This is a genomic window from Paenibacillus sp. FSL H7-0350 (assembly GCF_038593195.1).
Classification (GTDB): Bacteria; Bacillota; Bacilli; order Paenibacillales; family Paenibacillaceae; genus Paenibacillus_AQ.
Window position 1 is genome coordinate 5002420 of the sequence record NZ_CP151972.1, and the last position, 19983, is coordinate 5022402.

The window sequence follows — 19983 nt, forward strand, 5'->3', positions numbered from 1 at the left end:
GTTCCGCTTCGGCTTTGCGTGCCTATTTTGTGAACTGCGATGGAAATGCGACAATTAACGACTACATTCATTGAAGGATTGAGGGCAGACCGTTATAATTATTAAGTCTGGATTTTAATTAAAAAATAAGGGAGATTTCTATGAAACGCGCAGATGTGCTGCTGATTTCTATCGTTCTGATTGCTGCGCTCGCCTTTCTCGTGCCAAGATGGCTGTCAAACGATGCTGATAAAGGTGGGCCAGGCAAAGAACTCAAGGCCAATATAACAGTAGATGGTAAGTTATTCAAAACGATAACCCTAACCAAAGAAGAGCAGACTATTGAGGTCCGCACCGAGCGGGGCTATAACATTCTGAAGGTGCATGATTACGGGGTTGAGATGTTCGATGCGGATTGCCCGGATAAGGTCTGCCTCGGCTTCGGATTCATCACGCTGCCCAAGCAGACCATCGTATGCCTTCCACACCGGGTATTGGTTGAGATTGCAAGTGCGGCCGGGGAGGATGAAGTAGATGGCTATGTCCAGTAGTGAATCGGCTACAGCGCTGAAGCGGACCGTAATTATTGCTATATTCGCTGCCGTTGCTGTGGTGCTGAGTATTGTGGAGGCACAGATCCCGCTGGCTGGAGTGGGGCTAATGCCCGGGGCGAAGCTGGGTTTCGCCAATATAATGATTTTGACCTGTATTTACTTTTTGCGCGGACGCGATGTCCTGGTTCTGGTGATCCTCAAGACATTGCTGACCGCCTTCCTGCTTGGTACGCTATCCAGCCTGCTGTTCAGCCTGTTCGGCTCCCTGTTCAGCTTCATTGTGATGTTCGCGCTGGTGAAGCTTGGCCGCAGAAAGTTCAGTGTCATCGGTATCAGCATTGCGGGCGGATTGGCTCATAATACGGGACAGCTGCTCGCAGCCTCATTCGTATTCAATTCAACAAGTATTTTCTATTACCTGCCGGTTCTTCTGATCACAGGCATTATTACAGGCATTGCTGTCGGCTTCGCCGTCCGGTATGTGGTTGACTCGCTATCCAAAATATCCTTATTTGAAGAGTTCCTGAACGGACCGGGTCACTAGCTGCGGAAGGATGAGTAACATGAATCAAGCGTACAACGATATAAAAGCTGGTGAGAAGCCAGCAGTCATTGCCCTTGAGGGCGTATCCTTCGGCTATGACCCGGAGCATCCGATTCTCCATGATATCAACGTGTCGATCCCGCAGGGTCAATGGGTGAGCATTGTGGGGCCTAACGGCTGCGGAAAATCGACCCTGGTCAAGCTGCTGAATGCGCTGCTTCCGAAGAGTGCCGGCCATATCTCTGTCTGCGGACATACGCTGCAGGAAGAGACGATTCAGTCCATCCGGCAATGCATCGGAATGGTCTTCCAGAACCCCGATAACCAGTTCATCGGTCAGACGGTGGAAGAAGATATTCTCTTCGGCCTGGAGGGTCTGTGCCTGCCCTACGAAGAGATGAAGGAGCGGCTTGAATTCTATACCGGTAAGCTCGGGATCAGCCATCTGCTGTCCAAGCATCCCGGAGAGCTGTCAGGCGGGCAGAAGCAGCGTGTGGCCATCGCCTCGATTCTCGCTATGAAGCCAGGCATCGTCATCTTTGACGAGGCCTCTTCTATGTTGGACGAGGGCAGCCGCGACGAGCTGATGGGGATTCTGCGCGACATGCAAGCAGAAGGCAGCTACACGATTCTGCTGATTACTCATGATGCCGATGAGATCCTGGCGTCGGACCGGGTGCTGGCGCTGCACGGGGGTAGCATCGCGGCAGATGTGTCACCTGCGGAGCTGTTCCGTGATGCAGAGCTGCTGGAGAAATGCCATTTGCGGGAGCCTTATACTTGGCAGCTTGCCCGTGAACTGGAGAGCCGGGGAATTACGGTGGATGTACCCGCCAGCGAAAAGGAGCTTATAGACACACTATGGCAATACAACTACAGCAAGTAAGCTATACGTATGCTGACCGGAGTATGTGGAAGCAGACGGCGCTGCACGGGATTAATCTGGAGATTGCCAGGGGTTCGCTGACCGGCATTGCCGGAGCCACCGGCTCCGGTAAATCTACATTGCTCCAGCTGTTCAACGGCATTCTTAAGCCGACGGAAGGCACGGTGCAGGTGCTGGATGTAACGATAACTGCAGGGGAGAAATCACCGAGGCTGCTTCCGCTGCGGCGGAGGGTAGGCCTCGTCTTTCAATTCCCGGAGCAGCAGATGTTCGAAGATACGGTAGAGAAGGATCTCTGCTTCGGGCCGCTGAACTTCGGAGTCAGCCTGGAGGAGGCCAAGGAGCGGGCACGCAAGTCGATGACAGACATGGGACTGGATCTGGCGCTGCTGGAGCGCAATCCCTTCCGGCTTAGCGGAGGACAGATGCGCAAGGCAGCCATTGCCTCGGTGCTGGCGATGGACCCGGACATTGTCGTGCTGGACGAGCCGACTGCCACCCTGGACCCGGTAAGCCGGGCGGAGCTGATCGCGCTGCTGGAGCGGCTGTGCCGCGAGCAGGGCCGGACGATCATCATCGTGACGCACCGGATGGATGAACTGCTGCCTTATGCTGACAACTGGGTCCTGCTGAGGGAGGGGGAGCTCGCCTTCCAGGGCAGCGGCGGCGAACTGGCCGCTGATCCGGCGCTGCTGGAGCGCTGCGGGCTGCGGGTTCCGCAGTCTCTGCGTTACTGGCAGGCTGCCGCCGAGCGCTTCGGCCTTAGCGGCGAGAAGCCGCTCCTTACAGCCGAGGGCCTCGCGGGGCGGCTTGCGGCCTTGCTGGAAGAGCGCCGCACGCTGAATACCTCCGGCACGGAAGAAATGGGGAATGGCCATGAATGAGCGTCTGCTGCTGGGACGCAGCATTGATACGGGCTCATGGGTACATAAGCTGGATGCCCGGTCCAAGATTACCGGAATGCTGCTCTATGTTGCTATCATCCTGCTGTCCACTTCCTGGATATCCATCGGGCTGGTTGCGCTCTTCTCCATCGTGGTGATGGCGACGACCCGCATTCCACTGAAATATTTCATTAAGGCTGCGAAGCCTTTGCGTTATCTGATGTTGTTCATCTTCATTGTACAGGCGCTGTCCGTGAAGGAAGGGGAGGTGCTATGGTCGCTTGGCTCATTCTCTCTGCATGCGGGTGGACTTCGGCTGGGGGCATTCTCTGTGATCCGTATGCTGTTCCTGCTGACCTTCACCGCGCTGCTGACGTTCACGACAACGCCGGGCAAACTGAACCAGGGGCTGGAGGGAGTGCTGGCCCCGCTGAAGAAGCTCAGGCTGTCACCGGACCGGATTACGCTGATGATCAGCATCGCGCTCCGCTTCATCCCGACGATTCTCGATGAGGCGCAGATTATTCTAAAGGCGCAAGCCTCGCGCGGAGCGGATCTGAAGGAGCTGCCGCTGAAGGAGAAGGCGCGGATGCTTGTCTCGCTGCTGGTTCCGGTGATCGCCAGTGCGTTCCGGCGCGCCCAGGACCTGATCTATTCCATGGAAGCCCGGGGCTTCCGTATGGATGCGCCGCGCAGCCGGTATCACCGGCTCAGGTGGGGCGCGGCGGATACGCTTTTTGTTGCTATGTTCGTTGTTCTGGGAGTTGCAGTAGCATTATTGTAAGACATTTAGGGGGATACGGAAATGGCACGTTATTTTAATGGTAAAGAAGTAGAGTTATTGGCTCCTGCGGGAACCTTCGAGATCTTCAAGGCTGTTATTGAATCGAAGTGTGATGCGGTGTATTTCGGCGGTCCGGTGCTGAACATGAGAATGATGCGCAAGGGCTACAACTTAAGTCATGAAGAGATTATTGAAGCCTTGAATATCGCCCATAGTATGGACAAAAAAGTATATATCACGGTAAATAATCTGTTCAGCGAAGAGGATGTGGAAGAGGCCAGAGCGTACCTCAGCTTCCTGGACACGGCCCGTCCGGACGCGCTGATCGTGCAGGATATGGCGGTGCTGGAATTGATCCGCGGGATGGGGCTGAATCTGCCGGTTCATGCTTCCGTCATGATGAATGTGCATAATCTGGAGATGATCCATGCGCTGAAGGAGCTGGGCGTCAGCCGGGTGGTTACCTCGCGTGAGATGGATCTGCAGACCGCTAAGCTGCTGGGCGCAAGAAGCGGCATGGAGCTGGAATATTTCATCCACGGCGATATGTGCTCTGTACACGGGGCGAACTGTTATTTCAGCTCCCAGGTGTTCGGGATGAGCAGCAACCGGGGCAAATGCATGAAGCCATGCCGCTGGGATTACCGGATCAAACGTGACGGCTACGTCTTCCCTGCGGAATATCCGCTGGCGGTGAAGGATATGTTCATGTATGAGCATCTTCCGGAGCTGATTGAATCCGGCATTACTTCCTTCAAAATCGAAGGCCGTATGCGCGATAAAGACTTCATGGTGATGTTGTCCAACAGCTACGGCGATGCGATTGACCGTTATATTGATGATCCGCTGGGCTTCGACCGCACCAAGGATTCCAAAGAGCTGTATAATAACCGTAAGCGCGATTTTTCCACGGCATATGCTTTTGGCAAACCGGGACTATCGAATATCAACCGCCGTTATGAGGGAACAGGCAAGTTCTACAGCACCGGCAAAGTGTTCAGTACACCGACTGCTGAGCGTGAGCTGTCTGCGGAGCGGGTGACGGAGCTGCGCGGGCGAATGGCTGAAGACAGACGCAGTACCCTTAACAAGCCTGAGCTGGCAGTGCGTGTAAATAATATGGAGCAAGCGCGTCTCGTACTGGAGATGGGAGTAGACAGCTTGTATCTGCCGGGCGATGTGTTTGAGCCGGACCGTCCTTTTACGAAGCAGGATATTAAGGACCTTGGAGCGGTAAAAGGTCATACCAAGCTATATCTCGGCCTGCCGCGGATGATGAATGAGCTGCATTTCGACCAGTATGATCATCTGCTGAACGGGGAGCGGCTGCCGATTGACGGCCTGATCATTACGAACCTGGGGGCGATCCGCCGCTACCGCGCGACCGGTTATCCGATGATTGGCGATGCTAATCTGAATGTCTACAACCATCTGTCTGCCGGGCTGTATGCGGGACTGGGCCTTACTAAGCTGACTGTTTCGCCGGAGATGACCCTGGAGCATTTCGCCTCCTTCACCTCACGCAGCGACCTGCCGCTGGAGGTTGTGGTGCACGGAACGCCTGCGCTGATGTATATGGAGCATGATCTGTTCGAGAATACAGAGGTGATGGAGCCGATCGGGGAAGAAGACAATCAATATGTCCGCAATGATGTGCTGGTGCTTAAGACTGACAAGGGCGAGAACCCGGTCTACCGTGACCAATATGGCCGCTGCCATCTGTTGTTCGCCAAGGAGCTATGCTATCTCCCGATGCTTAGTGAAATGAACGGCCTGGGGATTGCCAGCTTCCGGATAGAAGGCGCGACATACAGTATAGAGGAGCTGCGCACTATTATTGCTGCTTATCAGGCTGCGATGGATGGAACGAAGCCGGAGGATGATCTGCTGGGCGGACTGAAGCCGGTATATGCGGGGTACACCCTCGGTTCACTGCAATTTAACTAATGCTAATAATTCAATTTTAAAATAACGCTGCTGCGAGTATAATAAGGGCATATGGCGCAATTATAAGTACCTTTTTTCACAAACTAATAGACAGGTATGCCTCATTTGGGATCATCCTGCTTAGCCATTATTGTTAAATCATCAGCTATTGAAAGCGAGGGGAACTTCATGGAACAGAGCGTCATCATTGGACGAGAAGCGGTAGCTGCCAAAAGGAAGCAGTATTTCTACCCGTGCACCGCACATTTTTACCGGGATGCCCCGCAATTGGTGCGCGGAAGCATGCAGTACGTCTACGATGAGAAAGGCAAGGAATACACCGACTTCTTCGCGGGAGTCTCTGTGGTTGCCTGCGGCCACTGTAATCCAGCTATTACTTCACGTACGATAGCACAACTGCAGCAATTGCAGCACACCTCGCCGATCTATCTGACCCAGCCGAATGTAGACTTAGCGGAGCGTCTGGAAGAAGTGCTGCCGGGCACGCTGCGCCGGACATTCTTCGTCAACAGCGGCTCAGAGGCGAATGAAGGGGCGCTGCTGCTGGCGCGGATGCATACGGGCCGCAAAGGCTTCATCGCGCTGGAGGCCGGCCTGCATGGCCGGACCAATCTCACTATGAGTGTGACCGGGCTGCAAATGTGGAGAACCGATGCCTTCCTCGATGAGGATGTTACGTTCATTAAACGCCCATATCATCCGGAATTGACGCTGGAGGAAGCGGCGGCTCAGTCCATCCAGAATCTGAAGGAAGTACTCGTTGCCCAGGGAGACACCATCGCTGCAATGATCGTGGAGCCGATTCAGGGGAACGGCGGGATCGTCATGCCTGCGCTGTCTTATTTCCGTGAGGTGAAGGCGCTGCTTGAGCAATACGGTGTACTGCTGATTGACGACGAAATCCAGACCGGCTACGGCCGGACGGGAGCGATGTTTGCGATGGAGCATTTCGGCGTCGTGCCGGACATTATCAGCATGGCCAAGGCACTGGGGAACGGAGTGCCCATCGCTGCCTTTTCCACAACGGATGAGATTGCGGAATCGCTGAACAAGCCTTCCGCCTCGACGTTCGGAGGGAATCCGGTCTCAGCGGCTACGGCGCTGGCGGTGCTGGACTACATCCGTGATGAGCGGCTGGCGGAACGTGCGGCTGAGCTTGGCGGGCAGCTGAAGCAAGGCCTGCTTGCTCTCCAGGCGCGGTACCCTGCGTTGATTACCGATGTAAGGGGCAGCGGACTTATGCTTGGGGCCGAGCTGGCCGGTTCCGAGACTGAGGATGCCGCTGCTGTGACAGACTATGTGCTGGAAGAGCTGAAGGACCGCGGATACCTGATCGGCAAAAACGGCATAGGCCGCAACGTCCTCGCCTTCCAGCCGCCGCTTGTTGTCACTTCCGGGAATATCAATGCCCTGCTGGATGCACTCCATGAAGTGCTGCAAGCGATTCACTGAGAAAGAGGCCTAACATTATGGTTATCATTAATGCTTTTAAACATACGGCGCTTAAACTGAAAATGTTCAGCGAGCTGGTGATGTTCTCCCATACGCTGTTCTCCCTGCCTTTTGCCATCATCTCGATGGTGTGGGCGGCGGGCGGCTGGCCTTCCGGCCATATGATGTTATGGGGACTGATCGCGCTGATCGGGGCACGCAACGGGGCGAATGCGTTTAATCGTCTGGTGGACCGCACCTTCGACGGTAACAATCCGCGTACCGCCCACCGGCATCTGCCGCAGCGTCTGCTCGCCGAGAAAGAAGTCATTCTGTTCATTATCATCAATTATGCCCTGTTCATTGTGGCCTCCGGGATGCTGAACCTGCTCTGTCTGGTGTTGTCCCCGGTAGCCATTGTACTGATCTCATCCTACTCTTATACGAAGCGTTTCACCTTCCTGAGCCATCTGTATCTGGGCTTTGTGATTGCTTCGGCGCCGATTGGCGCCTGGTTTGCGGTCACCGGGAATATTGCGTTCACACCATTCGTGATCGGAACTGTGGTGATGCTCTGGATTGCCGGGTTTGATATCATCTACGGGACTCAGGACATTGAGTTCGACCGCAAGAACGGCTTATGGTCCATTCCGAGCTTCTTCGGCCTGGAGAATGCGCTGCGGATCTCGAAAGGGCTGCATTTCATTATGGTTATGCTGCTGCTGTTCCTGTACCTCTGGCGTGATCTCGGCTGGATGTATCTGGTGGGCATCGGCATTGCTACGGTGCTGCTCATGACGGAGCACAAAATTATCAAGCCTGCCAACCGTAAGCTGATGAAGGTGGCTTCTTATAATTTGAATCAGGTGATCAGTATGGTGATCTTGCTGTGTACGCTGATTGATTATTTTTACGTTAAGTAGGGTGGGAAGCGCGTCGGAGTGTGGCGCGTGCCGGAGGTTGGGGAGCTGGAAGCTGCACTGCGCGGAATGTTTGGACTTCCGGTCGCTGTTAACTTCGGATTCCCTGATTGGAGCCGCTGAAAGCGGTAGGAATCCGAAGTTAAAGGCGAACGCTACCGCTCCTCCAGTTCCAAAATTCCTCTCCGTTCCGTCCTAACCTCCCCCAGAGAAGATTAAACTTCAAAAAGACAACAGGCCTACCCAGTGGGGCGGGGCGGCAGAAAAAGCGCGAATAAGCTTAGAGCTTCGCGCTTTTCTTCTTTTTGGGGCATCCAAACCGCAAACCCCAAACCCCAAACCCCAAACCCCAAACCCCAAACCTCCACGCTAAACACCACTCACGTACGCTGCGCTGCGTTCGTTTGTTCAGCAAAACTTCAATTAACATGAGCTTTAAGTGGTTATTGGATGGGTATAGAAAGAATAGGTCTTGGAACATCCAATTTCTTGAAGGAGGAATACCAATTGAACAACAAACTGGTGCTCAGCCTTATTGTGGCTTGTGCTGTGCTGTCGGGTTGCGCTTCGGACGCCAATACAGCGAAGCCTGATAACACTCCGACTGCTGCTGCACCCACTGTCGCTGCAACTGTTCAACCTACGGCAGAGATTACTCCTGCCCCGACAACTACTCCTACTGAAGCACCTAAGGCAGAGCCTACGGCTGCGGAGAAGCTGGCTCTGGACTACATCATTACATATGTGAACAATTCGGATGTGGCGGCGAAAAAGAAATTTGTGGCTGAACATCTCCATCCCGGTGTGCAGGCTTTGTTCAAAGAAGCCCAATTGACGGAGACGGAGCCAGAGCTTAAAGTGCTTAGACCCAAGGTCATTGAATCTACAGAGTATACGGATGACAATGGGACAAAGGTAGATGCGGTGCTGCTTCAAGGGGAGAAACGGTCGAATATGTACAATGAGGTCATTGTCCTGATTGCAGATAATAAAATCTTCAGAGCTATGGAAGCAGTAGAAAAAGCCGAATTTAGCAACCTCCGCAGCAAGTTCAAGGCACCAGTTCCGGCTGTGACGTTGCCGCCCTTGACGGTGCTGGATGAATTGGTCAACTTTATCATTGTCGATGTGTGGAACAAAGGCTTCGCTGAGTTCCATTATTATTCCAAGAACGGGAAGAACAGTGTCGGCGAAAAGATGGATATTCAGGCAACCATGGAGCGGTTAGCTGTTGCGATGGCCCACAAGAAAGAATCCGACAGCTACATCGCAGGCCTGGGTGCTGAATATGACGATGTGAAGAAAGTATGGGCACCGCTATCCCAAGAAACTGACAGCTTGTACGCGCAGCTCCTCATTGGCCCGCCCAAGCCCAAAGATCCCAATACTAAGTTTGATACGGAGGTATTCCGTCAGTACAGGGATGATTTTCAGGAGAAGATAGATACGATGCTGCTTGAAAATGAATAAACAAAAGGGCGCCCCTGTTACAGGGCGCCCAGGCTGCCAGGAAAGTTCCGGCAGTCTTTTTTTGTTGTAGTTGTATTGGAAACTATAGTTTCCTGATGCTGTGGAAAGATGTATAAATTTGTAGACAAGAGGGATTTCAACAGCTAAAAATTGAATGTATGCGAAAAACAGCATACATTGTGCTCGCACAGGTTGTCACCACATTGTGCTGGTGCTTTAGCGGTCACGCCCGGCGAAGTATTGCAGCAGAGTCCTCAGGTCAGCATGCGCCGGGAAGCTGGAGAGCTGCTCCACAATCGCAGCAGCCCGGGACAGATAGTCCTGGCTGACAGCCTCTGAGCGGGCCAGGGCATCACTGCCCCTTACCAGCTCCAAGACCTGCTCGATGTCCGCAGGAGAAGAGTCAGGGCCTATTCTGCGGATGACAGGGACAAGTTCGGCATCCTGTAAGGCGAAGAGCACAGGAAGGGTAACCTGGCCGTGGCGAAGATCACTGCCGGCCGGCTTGCCGAGGACATCCGCCGATTGCGTGAAGTCCAGGATGTCATCCTGAATCTGGAATGACATCCCCAGCGCTTCGCCGAAATCATAGAGAAGCTGGGCAGTCTCTGCACTGCTCTCCGCCGACAGTGCGCCTACCCGCAGGCAGGTAGCCATCAGCAGCGCGGTTTTGTTACGGGACTTCTCCAGATATTGCTCCAGTGTAAGATCATAATCGAAGGCATGCTCCAATTGCTGGTATTCACCGAGACATAGCTGGCCCGTAGCGACAGAGGACAAATCGTGAACGTAACGGTCCTTATCCCCGGTGTACTTGCTGAGCAGTTCAATAATGCGGGCAGACATATAATTACCGATATGGACAGCGGATAGAATACCGGTCTTGATATGCAGCGCAGGCTCGCCCCGCCGCAGCTCGGCGTTATCAATAATATCGTCATGAATCAATGAGGCCACATGGATAAATTCAGCCGCAGCGGATAATTGCAGGGTTCGGCGTCCGGCAGGCTTAGGACCAAACCGGCTGCCGACAATAACCATCAGCGGGCGGAGGCGTTTACCGCCGGAGCCTGTCAGTTCTAGAATGCTCTGCGCCAGCTGCGACTTTTTGGGAACATCCTTATCACGGGTCACCAGATTCTTAATTTCACGGTTAATTTCATTCAGATCAATATTCAAGGCTTCGTGCAGCTTCATCGTTCATGTTCCCACCTGTTCAAATGGCTTTGCTGGTACGGCTTCGTTGTCTGCGCTCCTGAATGAGGAATTCACCAAGCTCCCTGGCCAGATTGTGTTCCGTGAACTCTCCATTTGAACGTTCGATCTGCAATTTTTTGATGGAAGAGGCCATATAAGCTACCAGATCCAGCTCCCTGCATTTCACTGCAAACTGCAGATAGAAGCTGTACAGGTAATCTCCATCCAAAATGTTACGGGTCAGGTCAGGATGATGTGGGACACATTCCATATGGCGCTGTGCTGCCAAGGTAAGGATAGTATAAATGCCTAGCAAATGGGTTTTGCGGTCATACTCCAGATCATGGCGTTCCAGTACCGAGAGCATTTGCTCATATTCTGCCGGAGAGAGAGACAACTGAATTCCGGCAATACTAGACATTTCAGCCTGAAGCAACCGGAACGTATCTTGGGTGATTTTTTGGTTCACAAGCTTCTCTCCTTCATGTCGGTTTTGCTGGAAGGAACTCAATCCCTGAATATTCCTACAAAACCACTTTGTTGAAAAAGCGCATATAAATGTACTTTCACCTCGTTAAACAAGGAGAGTAATGTGTCCTAGGGACACATTACTCTTGAGAATATCCTATTCAGCTTGCAGCAGCGGAGCCTGTGCATCCGCCGCTGTTTATAAATGAATGTAGTTCGTAACAACCGGTTACCCGGTTCATCAGTCGGTATACAGATACCAGCGCCGGACGAGAGGAATCCTCTTCCACTGCTTCTTGAGCCAAGGAAGAACATAGTAATCCAGGCCGAACACGCTGCCGGAACCGCCGATGCAGGCAATAGCTGCTCCAACATACCAGAGCATTTCTGTTGCTGCCATCTTGGTGGTCCAGATCATAACCGCCATACCTATCGTGGCCAGAGCAGAGATCGCTGTGAACAGACCAACAATCAGCATTACACCGAAGACGATCTCGGCACAAACCATACCGATTTGGAACCATTTGGCCAGGAAGGTGTAAGAACCGTCCGGGTTATAGAACATGAGATCCATGAACCAGTTAGAGATATCATAGATGAAACCTGGAACCGGAAGAGCCGATACAGCTTCTTTGGCAGTGGATACTGCGGAAGCGGCAGATTGGGCATCTACGGTAGTTTTGACTGCATCTACAGCCTGACTTGCTGCTGATGTGGCGTCTGCATAAGGAGCCGCAGGAATCAGGAAAATCTTATTCGGATCAACCCAGATCTTGCGGATCTTCTCTATACCTTCATATAACCACATTCCCCCGAGCAGCATACGGAGCGGAACGAGCCAGAAGTTCGGTGAGCGCTTGGAGAAGTAACCGCCGACGAAGCTCTTGCGGTTCTCAACATGGAAGAACTCGTGCATCATGTAAGTCCAGACCTTGTTGAAGCCCACAACCTGGGACAGATAGAACATATTAATGAAATGTTTGGACAACATAGCCATGAATCCGGTCAGCATGAAGAACTTGCCCGGAAGACCAACGTTCGCTACACCGTAGCGGCTGCCGATCGAAACCATGGTGCCGTGGAAGCCTGGTTTGTATGCTTTTTTAGGCGTACCCTTGATATCGGCAGTGATATTGCCTGCGATAACCGGAGCTGCCTGTTCAGCATTCTCAACCATTTGCGGAACTGGACGTTCTTCGCCTTCAGGGATGAAGAAGATGTTATCCCCAACAACGTATACGTTCTTATGGTCAACACTCTCAAGGTGTTCATTAGTAACAATACGTTTGCGGCCTTGCTGCTGAACATCGAGGTTACCGACGATTTCGGAGCCTTCAACACCGGCTGTCCAGACGATTGTCTGTGCATCCACGATGTTCTTCTCGCCGAGGGCAACAGAGCCTGCGCCTACTTCGGTGATTTTGGCGCCTGTAACGATTTCTACCTTCAGCTTGCGCAGACGGGCTTCGGCTTTCTGGATCAGCTTATCCGGCAGGATAGGCAGAATCTTCGGAGCCATATCAGCTACAACCAATCTAACCTCAGAAGGATCGATGAAGAATTCCTTGCAGAGCTCCTCGCGCTGCTCGGCCATTTCACCTACAAGCTCAACGCCGGTAAAGCCGGCACCGATAATTACGAAGGTCAGCATAGCGCGGCGAGTAGCCGGGTTCTTTTCCTTCGCAGCTTTGGTGTACATGTCGCGGATCTGACGCTTCAGGGCTACTGCATCATCGTAAGACCAGAAGGAGAAGGTGTTCTCTTCTGCTCCGGGGATTCCGAAGAAGGTTGGCTTGCTTCCTGTGCCGATGACCAGATAATCATAAGCATAGGTGGCTTTGTCGGACTTCAGCTTCTTGTTCTTGAAATCAATGTTACTGATTTCGTCTAGAACAACATCTACCTTCAGGCCGGCAAAGATTTTTTTCAAGTCAATTTTGATCGAATCCTCAGGTGCGCGATTCGCAGAAACCTCATGCAGCTCAGTCAAAAGAGTGTGATATGGATTTCGGTCGATCAGTTTGATTTCTACATCTTTGTCGTTCTTAAATTTCTTTGCCAGTTTCTTAGCCGTGAGTACGCCGCCGTAGCCGCCGCCCAAAATGACTATTTTCTTCAAGAGAAACTCACCTCATTCATCTGATTAGCTGCAAAAGGGTGGCGAATACTTATTTCGCGCCTTCGAGTGCTTTTTGTGCAAGTGTGAAATATTCACCAACGTGGATGGATACGCCGGAGATTGCGTCTGTTTTACCTTCAGCATCCAGGGTAGGAGCTACGCCTTTGTTCTCAAGGAAGTATTTCTCGGCAAGGGCGATTTCTTCATGCCATTCAGCAGCAGCGCCGCCGGCTTTCATGCCGTATTTGCCGTCTACAGAATATTGTTTCTTATCGTCGCCTGCAGCATTCACACCGCTGAAATTAACAGCTACAACGTTGCCGTTAGCAACAGACAGAGCTACAGTGGACTTCCAGCCGGATGTAGCATCCATTTCGCCTTCAGCAGTGTATCCGCCATCTTTGTATGGGCCTGCTTGTGCAGGACCGGCAGCAAGTGCAGCCTGAGCTGCGCCAACGAAATCACTAACGTGTACGGATACACCGGAGATTGCATCTGTTTTGCCTTCAGCATTTACAGTGAGAGCAGCAGGATCTTGTTTTTCAATCAGGTAGGCTTCAGCAAGAGCAGCCTGTTCATGCCATTCGGACTTCGCACCGCCGATTTTAACCAGACCATAATTGCCGTCTTCGGATACTTTTTTCTTCAAATCGCCTGCTTTTTTAACATTGAAAGCATTCCAGTCAGCTTTGGTGATTTTGCCGCCTTCTACAGTCAGTTGTGTAAAGGTCTGCCAGCCAGTCTCTGGATCGGCATCCACTGTACCGTAGTAGGTTCCGTCCTGGTACTTGCCTGTTTCGGCTGCAGGTGCAGTAGTTGCTTCAGCTGCGGCAGTAGCAGTTGCTTCAGGTGCTGTTGTTGCAGCAGCGTTCTCTGCTTTGTTGCTGTTGCCACAACCTGCGAGTAAAGTACCCAATACCAGAGCGCTCGACAAGATTACAGAAGCTTTTTTCATTTTGATATGACCTCCAAGAAAATAGTTTAAAATATATATATTAAAATGTAAAACATTTTAATAGCCATGGAAGTGATAAAAATCACTTTATAAATGATAAATGTCACTTTCAACTCGGTCTTAAGTCCCTTTTTGTAGCAGGCATACGACATATATCGGCAGGCAATAAGAAAAAATTTAATCATATCGTTTCTTGTTCGATGGCATTTTAGCACAAGCTATGGAACTATCATGTGAAAATAATCACTTAAATCATAAATAAATTTACTTCTGAAGTATATCAAATTTTAAGATAGTTGAATAGCTTTTTATAAAGACTTTTATGTGACGAAAGTTGAGTTATTCTGCATGGTTTCACCCGGTTGCAGGTGCAGCCCCTGCACACCCTGGCGATTCAGCAAAAAGTCATAGGGGTAATAGATCACAAGCAATTATAAGCTTTCGCCAGACATTAAATAGACAACTAAGGAGATGAGCTTGTAGTGGATAACAATGTGATCAAAGGTAAATGGCTACAGATTAAAGGTGAAGCCAAGAAGCAATGGGGCAAGCTGACGGATGACGATCTGGATATCATCGACGGTGAAAAAGACAAGCTGGTGGGCAAGCTGCAGGAGCGTTACGGCCATTCCAAGGATGAAGCCGAAGCGGAGTACCATAAATGGGAGTCCTCCCACCGCAGCTAATCAGCAGTTAACGATAAAAGGAAAGAGCGCGGATCGTATCTGATTTGCGCTCTTTTGCTGTCTTCAGGACATGAGGCAGTTTTCACTCTCATATAAATACATATGCTATAGCCCTCATGCTTCATGTTTTCATTCCTCCAGTATGATACTATAAATATTATTGTGAACTTATTTTCGCTGCAGGAGTGGAGCTATGGAATATGTCAAAATCTTTTTTGTGAATACAGCTTTACTGATCACTCTGTCGTATCTGGCGAATCTAATATACAAGTACACCGTAACCCACGCATCTGAGCCTGTAAAAAGAGTAAGCTGGGTGCTGCTCGCGGTCTTCGCAGGGTGGATCAGCACTTTTTTCGGCTACAGACTGCATGAGCATGTCATCTTCGACCTGCGGTATGTACCGCTTATCATCTCAACACTGGCTTACCCCCAACCCTTGGTCCTGATTATCATCGGAATCGCAACCGGGCTTACGCGCCTGACCTTCGGAGTGAACGAGGCAGCGCTGGTAGGCGTGCTGAATCTGACTATCTTGGGCTTCGTCTGTGCCGCTCTGAGCCTATGGATGAAGCGTTCACCTTCCTCGCTGATGTATAAGGGGATTGTCACCATCTTGGTAGTCAATGTAGTAAATGTGCTGAATATTGCCTTATTTGGGGTCATTCCCACACATGATTACATAACGAAGATTCTGCCGGTTACCTTTCCCGCAGGCCTTGTCCTCAGTGCTCTGTTCGCGCTGATTATCCGCGATTTCCATCTGGACCTGATGCGTACCGGACAGATCATTAGAGCGAATAAGCTGTTGTCCGAGCAGACGGAGGAGCTGCATAAGAATAAAATTGTACTAGAGGAAAGAGCCAAGCAGCTCATGCTCGCCTCACAGTTCAAATCGGAGTTCCTGGCGAACATGTCCCATGAACTAAGAACCCCGCTGAACAGCATTATTAACCTGTCCCAGATGATTGAAGAAGGCGATGAGTCCCTGAGTGAGGAGGAGCTTGCTGAATATGGCGGGATCATTCACCGCTCGGGAGAGGATCTCCTGTCGCTCATCAATGATATTCTCGATCTGTCCAAGGTAGAGGCCGGGAAGCTGGATATTATTATAGAGGATTTAAATACCAGCGAGGTCCCTGATCTGCTCGTCCAGCAGTTCGGTGTCTTAGCCAGACAGAAGCAGCTCACCTTCAGTGTCTCCTTGGACGAAGGGGTGCCGGCCGTAATCTACACGGACCCCCAGCGGGTGCAGCAGATTCTGCGCAATCTGCTCTCGAATGCTTTCAAATTCACGATGACTGGCGGGGTCACTATGAATATCCGTGTAGTGGAACGTCAGGAGGGGGCTGCTTCGCAGAAGTGGATTGCCTTTGAGGTGGAAGATACCGGAATCGGCATTCCCCCTGAGAAGCATGATTTGATCTTCGAGGCCTTTGAACAGGCGGATATCAATATCAGCCGTAAGTATGGCGGTACGGGGCTGGGCCTGTCTATCAGCAATGATCTGGCCAGGCTCCTGGGCGGATTCATTACCCTGCGTAGCCGGGAAGGCCAGGGCAGTATATTCTCCTTACATTTACCACTGCATTCAGGCGCGTCCGTATAATCCCCGCAGCTCCAACTTTATTTGTGATTTCGGTGTATTGACAGGAACCTGGTGCTGAGTAGAATGAAGCAAAAGCCGCATCAAAGGAGAGTCAACACCCCATGAACATCATGAGAAGCCGGCCGCTGCGGAACCGTTCCAAGGATTTGCGCAAGGCCTCCGTACACCGCAAGAATCTGCAGATCGCTACCTTCGAGGGGATTCCGTCCACCATATTCCAGGTGCTGCTGCAAGGCCAATTTCTTACAGGATTTCTGTTATACCTGGGTGCCAGCTCCAGTCAGATCGGATTTGTCCTGGCACTAACTACGCTGGTGAACGTCGCACAGATCGGTGTGGCCTTCCTGATCCAGAAGCTGCCGAGCCGAAAGTGGGCACTCGTGACTTTTATTGGCTTACACCGGTTGTTGTGGGGATCTACGGGCCTGGTTCCGTTTATTTTTCCGCAAGAGCACTGGGTTACCGCCTTCATCGTTCTGTATACCATTGCCTTCATTGCCAACACTGCCGGCGGTGTGCTTTGGAACTCGGTCATCAGTGACTTGGTGCCTGCAAGGGTCCGGGGCCGTTATTTCGGCATTCGTAATACGTTTCTTAATGCGTTGGGAAGCCTGGTGATGTACGGGGGCGGTATTGTTCTTGACCGTTATCCAGGCGGACACGGATTCCTTATCCTGTATATTGTAGTGTGGATTTTCTCCATCTCGAACATCGTGGTGTTCTTCTTCTACCCGGATGTGCCGTTTGAGAAATCCGAAGAGAAGGCCTTCCTGCCGATGCTCAAGAAGCCGCTTCAGGACAAGCTGTTCATGAAATCCACGCTGTTCCTGTCTGCTTGGCTGCTGCTGCAGAACCTGACAGTACCGCTGTATTCCTATGTCATGCTGCAACTGCTGAATATCAATTATGAGAAGCTGTCCCTGCTGAATGTGGCGCAGACGGTCTTCATGATGGCCAGCTTCTATGTATGGGGCAACCTGAACGCAAGGCACAGTAACAAGAAGCTGCTGCTCTGGACCTTGCCGATTATCGCGGTCTCTTCCCTGATCTGGGGACTCTTGTCCGTGCTGCCGATGCTTCCGGTATTATTTGCAGCCCATATTGTGTTCGGCGTGGGTGTGGGCGGCTTCAACCAGCTTGCCTTCAACTTCATTATTGGTGATACGCCGAAGCGCGAACGGCCGATGTATATGGCGATGTATGCGGCGCTTACGGGTCTGGCGGCCTTCTTCGGCCCGCTGCTGGGCGGCCGTATCTATGAATGGATTAAGGAATGGCCGCAGTGGATGCAGATCTACGGCATGCAGTTAGTGGTAGGCGTGCTGATGATTCTGCTGGCGCTGCTGCTGGGCCGCCGTATCCTGCGGGATGAATAAGGAGGAATACAAGGAGGCTATTTCGGTGACAAGAATTGCACTGGTACTGGGTGCTACAGGTCTGGTCGGCAGTGCGCTGACCCGGGATTTGCTGAACGGGAATTGGGACGAGGTCCGCGTACTGGTCCGCCGTCCGCTTGCGCTTGAGCATTCCAAGCTGAGACAGATTCAAGTGGATTGGGACCGGCTTGAGCAATACAGCGGGGAATTCGCCGGTGTATATGCAGTATTCTGCTGCTTGGGAACAACGATTAAGCAGGCGGGCTCCCAGGAGCAGTTCGAACGGGTGGATCTGGAGTACCCGCTTGCCGCTGCCGCCCTGGCCAAAGAGCATAACGTGAAGCAGTTCCTGGCCGTGTCCTCTATGGGAGCCAGCGCCAAATCGCGCACCTTCTATAGCCGGATCAAGGGGCGGACGGAGGAGGGCCTGATTGCTGCCGGATTCCACGGCCTGCATCTGTTCCGGCCGTCCCTGCTGCTGGGTGACCGGGCAGAATTCAGGTTAGGCGAACGCGCCGCGGCTGTGCTGATGAAGGCGCTGGATTTGGCCATGGTAGGCAAGGCTGCGAAGTTCCGGGCCATTCCAGCAGCCACGGTTGCGCGGGCGATGATGAATATTGCTCTGGCCGATACAGGCGGCGTGCACATCTACACGAATGAGGTCATTCATGTGATTGGCAAGCATTAGCCGGGCAGCAGGGTTTGCAAACCACGGACTCCAGGACTTACAATAGGCATACGATTAGAATGTACATAGCGGTCTACAGGCCGCGTACAGCATGCAGGAGGCGTTCACTATGTCCAAGAAACAAGTAGCTACAAGCAAAGCCCCAGGAGCGATCGGTCCTTACAGTCAGGCGATTGTTGCCGGCAACTGGGTCTACACTTCAGGCCAGCTCGGAATGGACCCGCAGACAGCGGAACTGCCGGGCAGTGTACAGGAGCAGGCACGCCAGTCACTTAGCAATGTAAAGGCCATCCTGGAAGAGGCCGGAGCATCAATGGGTCAAGTGGTGAAGACAACCGTGTATCTGAAGGATATGAATGATTTCGCGGCGGTTAACGAGGTGTACAGCACCTTCTTCACTGAGCCTTACCCGGCCCGCAGTGCCGTTGAGGTAGCCCGTCTGCCGAAGGATGCGCTAGTCGAGATCGAAGCGGTAGCGCGCAAGAAATAAGACCCCGGCCGGTTACATCCGGTCAGGCAGGGTAAAGGGAAATCCCCCGCACGTGAAGCAGGCGTGCGGGGGATTTTGCGTAGACATATAAGCTTATTTAGTATCTGCTGCGGGAACGGCGCGGAGTCAGCAGCAGCCAAATACTGTAGAGCAAAAGAAGTCCTGCTGCAATCAGGCCTGTGAAATACACCTCATTCGTGTCCTTATGCTCAAGAGCAATGGCGATGTAGGCCCAGACGAAGACGAGCGGATAAATGCTGTCCCGATAAGGGTAGCTTACCAGCACAGCCAGCACAACACCGACGCAGAGCATGATGACTGCCCAGAACGGGGCGCTGAGTCCGAAGCCGTCCCAGTCATTCTTCACCAGCACAACACTGACATTGACAATGGTGGCTACCGAGATCCAGCCGAGGTACAGGCTGAACGGCAGCTTCACGAGCCATTTCTCGCCAGTCGTGGGATCTGCGATGAAGCGGGTCTTGCGGTAAATGACGATCAGGGAGAGCAGCAGAAGCACCATCGCCACCAGCGATAGCTCAATGTACAGATAATGCCAGAGGAGCAGCCAGCCCATGTTGAAGATGCAGCTAAGCATGAACCAGATCCCGATCCGCTGGATGGAATCCCTGCCCCCGGTACCCTTGCGGAACTGATAAATAATGAATCCGGCCAGCAGCAGATAGATCAGGGACCAGATGGAAAAAGCATATCCGGCCGGTGTGAGGTACGTATGATACCTGTCCGAGATTTCGGCGGTGCTGTTCCCGCCAAGCGGCAGGACGACCGAAAGGGTATTGACGGCAATGACGCCGAGGAAGAGCAGCAAATTCCCCCACTTATAAGGATTAGTTCTAGTCATATGACCACTCCCTAACTTGATTGATAACTACGTTTTGGCCTTGGCCTATATAGAATATACCCGCTTTGGTGGCAATTAAGACTAATTCGGCGAAAAAATGACCAATTGGTCATAACAATTGCGGATAGTATTCC

19 protein-coding genes are annotated in these 19983 nt (G+C 52.1%); 14 read left to right on the forward strand and 5 right to left on the reverse strand.

Annotated elements, in window-relative coordinates:
• Nucleotides 1-140: 140 nt before the first annotated feature.
• The 9 genes from NYE24_RS22870 to NYE24_RS22910 all read left to right on the forward strand — a co-directional run bounded on the left by NYE24_RS22870 (nt 141) and on the right by NYE24_RS22910 (nt 9399).
• Nucleotides 141-530, forward strand: coding sequence for a NusG domain II-containing protein (locus NYE24_RS22870; RefSeq protein ID WP_036700638.1), 390 nt, complete (start codon nt 141-143; stop codon nt 528-530).
• Nucleotides 514-1077, forward strand: coding sequence for a Gx transporter family protein (locus NYE24_RS22875; protein ID WP_036700635.1), 564 nt, complete (start codon nt 514-516; stop codon nt 1075-1077). The genes NYE24_RS22870 and NYE24_RS22875 overlap by 17 nt, the downstream gene beginning before the upstream one ends.
• A gap of 19 nt (nt 1078-1096) precedes the next feature.
• Nucleotides 1097-1963, forward strand: coding sequence for an ATP-binding cassette domain-containing protein (locus tag NYE24_RS22880; RefSeq protein WP_341028505.1), 867 nt, complete (start codon nt 1097-1099; stop codon nt 1961-1963).
• The gene (locus NYE24_RS22885) at nt 1939-2847 is read left to right on the forward strand and encodes an energy-coupling factor transporter ATPase (protein ID WP_342476743.1); all 909 of its coding nucleotides are present in this window, start codon (nt 1939-1941) and stop codon (nt 2845-2847) included. Before NYE24_RS22880 ends, NYE24_RS22885 begins: the two co-directional genes overlap by 25 nt.
• Entirely contained in the window at nt 2840-3631 is a 792-nt protein-coding gene (locus NYE24_RS22890) for an energy-coupling factor transporter transmembrane component T (RefSeq protein ID WP_036700649.1), read from the forward strand. Before NYE24_RS22885 ends, NYE24_RS22890 begins: the two co-directional genes overlap by 8 nt.
• Before the next feature lie 21 nt (nt 3632-3652).
• Nucleotides 3653-5578 (forward strand): U32 family peptidase, encoded by a 1926-nt coding sequence (locus tag NYE24_RS22895; RefSeq protein WP_342476744.1) that lies wholly within the window; start codon nt 3653-3655, stop codon nt 5576-5578.
• Between the two features lie 168 nt (nt 5579-5746).
• On the forward strand, nt 5747-7030 hold the full coding sequence (locus NYE24_RS22900; protein WP_036700625.1) for an aspartate aminotransferase family protein: 1284 nt from the start codon (nt 5747-5749) through the stop codon (nt 7028-7030).
• 17 nt (nt 7031-7047) lie between these two features.
• Complete coding sequence (locus tag NYE24_RS22905; RefSeq protein WP_051494019.1) at nt 7048-7932, forward strand: UbiA-like polyprenyltransferase; 885 nt, start codon at nt 7048-7050, stop codon at nt 7930-7932.
• A 504-nt stretch (nt 7933-8436) separates the two neighbouring features.
• Complete coding sequence (locus tag NYE24_RS22910; RefSeq protein WP_342476745.1) at nt 8437-9399, forward strand: hypothetical protein; 963 nt, start codon at nt 8437-8439, stop codon at nt 9397-9399.
• Nucleotides 9400-9615: 216 nt separating this feature from the next.
• Here the strand turns inward: NYE24_RS22910 and NYE24_RS22915 are convergent, their stop codons facing one another.
• From NYE24_RS22915 to NYE24_RS22930, 4 genes are all read right to left on the reverse strand, one after another.
• Nucleotides 9616-10596, reverse strand: coding sequence for a polyprenyl synthetase family protein (locus NYE24_RS22915; protein WP_342476746.1), 981 nt, complete (start codon nt 10594-10596; stop codon nt 9616-9618).
• A 19-nt stretch (nt 10597-10615) separates the two neighbouring features.
• Entirely contained in the window at nt 10616-11065 is a 450-nt protein-coding gene (locus NYE24_RS22920; protein WP_036695251.1) for a hypothetical protein, read from the reverse strand.
• Nucleotides 11066-11305: 240 nt separating this feature from the next.
• Nucleotides 11306-13183 carry an FAD-dependent oxidoreductase gene (locus tag NYE24_RS22925; protein WP_036695252.1) on the reverse strand — a complete coding sequence of 626 codons (1878 nt, stop codon included), beginning with the start codon at nt 13181-13183 and terminating at the stop codon, nt 11306-11308.
• Between the two features lie 49 nt (nt 13184-13232).
• Nucleotides 13233-14138 (reverse strand): FMN-binding protein, encoded by a 906-nt coding sequence (locus NYE24_RS22930; protein ID WP_342476747.1) that lies wholly within the window; start codon nt 14136-14138, stop codon nt 13233-13235.
• Between the two features lie 482 nt (nt 14139-14620).
• On the opposite strand from NYE24_RS22930, the gene NYE24_RS22935 reads away from it, so the two are divergent.
• The 5 genes from NYE24_RS22935 (at nt 14621) to NYE24_RS22955 (ending at nt 18987) form a co-directional block, all read left to right on the forward strand.
• Complete coding sequence (locus tag NYE24_RS22935; RefSeq protein ID WP_036695255.1) at nt 14621-14824, forward strand: CsbD family protein; 204 nt, start codon at nt 14621-14623, stop codon at nt 14822-14824.
• A gap of 193 nt (nt 14825-15017) precedes the next feature.
• Nucleotides 15018-16433, forward strand: coding sequence for an ATP-binding protein (locus tag NYE24_RS22940; RefSeq protein WP_036695256.1), 1416 nt, complete (start codon nt 15018-15020; stop codon nt 16431-16433).
• Between the two features lie 101 nt (nt 16434-16534).
• Nucleotides 16535-17809 (forward strand): MFS transporter, encoded by a 1275-nt coding sequence (locus tag NYE24_RS22945; protein ID WP_036695257.1) that lies wholly within the window; start codon nt 16535-16537, stop codon nt 17807-17809.
• Nucleotides 17810-17834: 25 nt separating this feature from the next.
• Nucleotides 17835-18497: an oxidoreductase gene (locus NYE24_RS22950; protein ID WP_342476748.1), complete on the forward strand. Its 663-nt coding sequence runs from the start codon at nt 17835-17837 to the stop codon at nt 18495-18497.
• 109 nt (nt 18498-18606) lie between these two features.
• Nucleotides 18607-18987 (forward strand): RidA family protein, encoded by a 381-nt coding sequence (locus NYE24_RS22955; RefSeq protein ID WP_342476749.1) that lies wholly within the window; start codon nt 18607-18609, stop codon nt 18985-18987.
• 97 nt (nt 18988-19084) lie between these two features.
• On the opposite strand, the gene NYE24_RS22960 is transcribed toward NYE24_RS22955, so the two are convergent.
• A complete protein-coding gene (locus NYE24_RS22960; RefSeq protein ID WP_342476750.1) occupies nt 19085-19849 on the reverse strand; it encodes a tryptophan-rich sensory protein in 765 nt (254 codons plus the stop codon).
• Between the last annotated feature and the right edge of the window lie 134 nt (nt 19850-19983).

Bases quoted from the DNA above. Each gene is read 5' to 3' on its own strand.
- NYE24_RS22930 (WP_342476747.1), bottom strand. From the start codon at position 14,138: ATGAAAAAAGCTTCTGTAATCTTGTCGAGCGCTCTGGTATTGGGTACT.
- NYE24_RS22915 (WP_342476746.1), bottom strand. From the start codon at position 10,596: ATGAAGCTGCACGAAGCCTTGAATATTGATCTGAATGAAATTAACCGT.
- NYE24_RS22885 (WP_342476743.1), top strand. From the start codon at position 1,939: ATGGCAATACAACTACAGCAAGTAAGCTATACGTATGCTGACCGGAGT.
- NYE24_RS22870 (WP_036700638.1), top strand. From the start codon at position 141: ATGAAACGCGCAGATGTGCTGCTGATTTCTATCGTTCTGATTGCTGCG.
- NYE24_RS22940 (WP_036695256.1), top strand. From the start codon at position 15,018: ATGGAATATGTCAAAATCTTTTTTGTGAATACAGCTTTACTGATCACT.
- NYE24_RS22955 (WP_342476749.1), top strand. From the start codon at position 18,607: ATGTCCAAGAAACAAGTAGCTACAAGCAAAGCCCCAGGAGCGATCGGT.
- NYE24_RS22900 (WP_036700625.1), top strand. From the start codon at position 5,747: ATGGAACAGAGCGTCATCATTGGACGAGAAGCGGTAGCTGCCAAAAGG.
- NYE24_RS22905 (WP_051494019.1), top strand. From the start codon at position 7,048: ATGGTTATCATTAATGCTTTTAAACATACGGCGCTTAAACTGAAAATG.
- NYE24_RS22960 (WP_342476750.1), bottom strand. From the start codon at position 19,849: ATGACTAGAACTAATCCTTATAAGTGGGGGAATTTGCTGCTCTTCCTC.
- NYE24_RS22945 (WP_036695257.1), top strand. From the start codon at position 16,535: ATGAACATCATGAGAAGCCGGCCGCTGCGGAACCGTTCCAAGGATTTG.
- NYE24_RS22895 (WP_342476744.1), top strand. From the start codon at position 3,653: ATGGCACGTTATTTTAATGGTAAAGAAGTAGAGTTATTGGCTCCTGCG.
- NYE24_RS22890 (WP_036700649.1), top strand. From the start codon at position 2,840: ATGAATGAGCGTCTGCTGCTGGGACGCAGCATTGATACGGGCTCATGG.
- NYE24_RS22880 (WP_341028505.1), top strand. From the start codon at position 1,097: ATGAATCAAGCGTACAACGATATAAAAGCTGGTGAGAAGCCAGCAGTC.
- NYE24_RS22875 (WP_036700635.1), top strand. From the start codon at position 514: ATGGCTATGTCCAGTAGTGAATCGGCTACAGCGCTGAAGCGGACCGTA.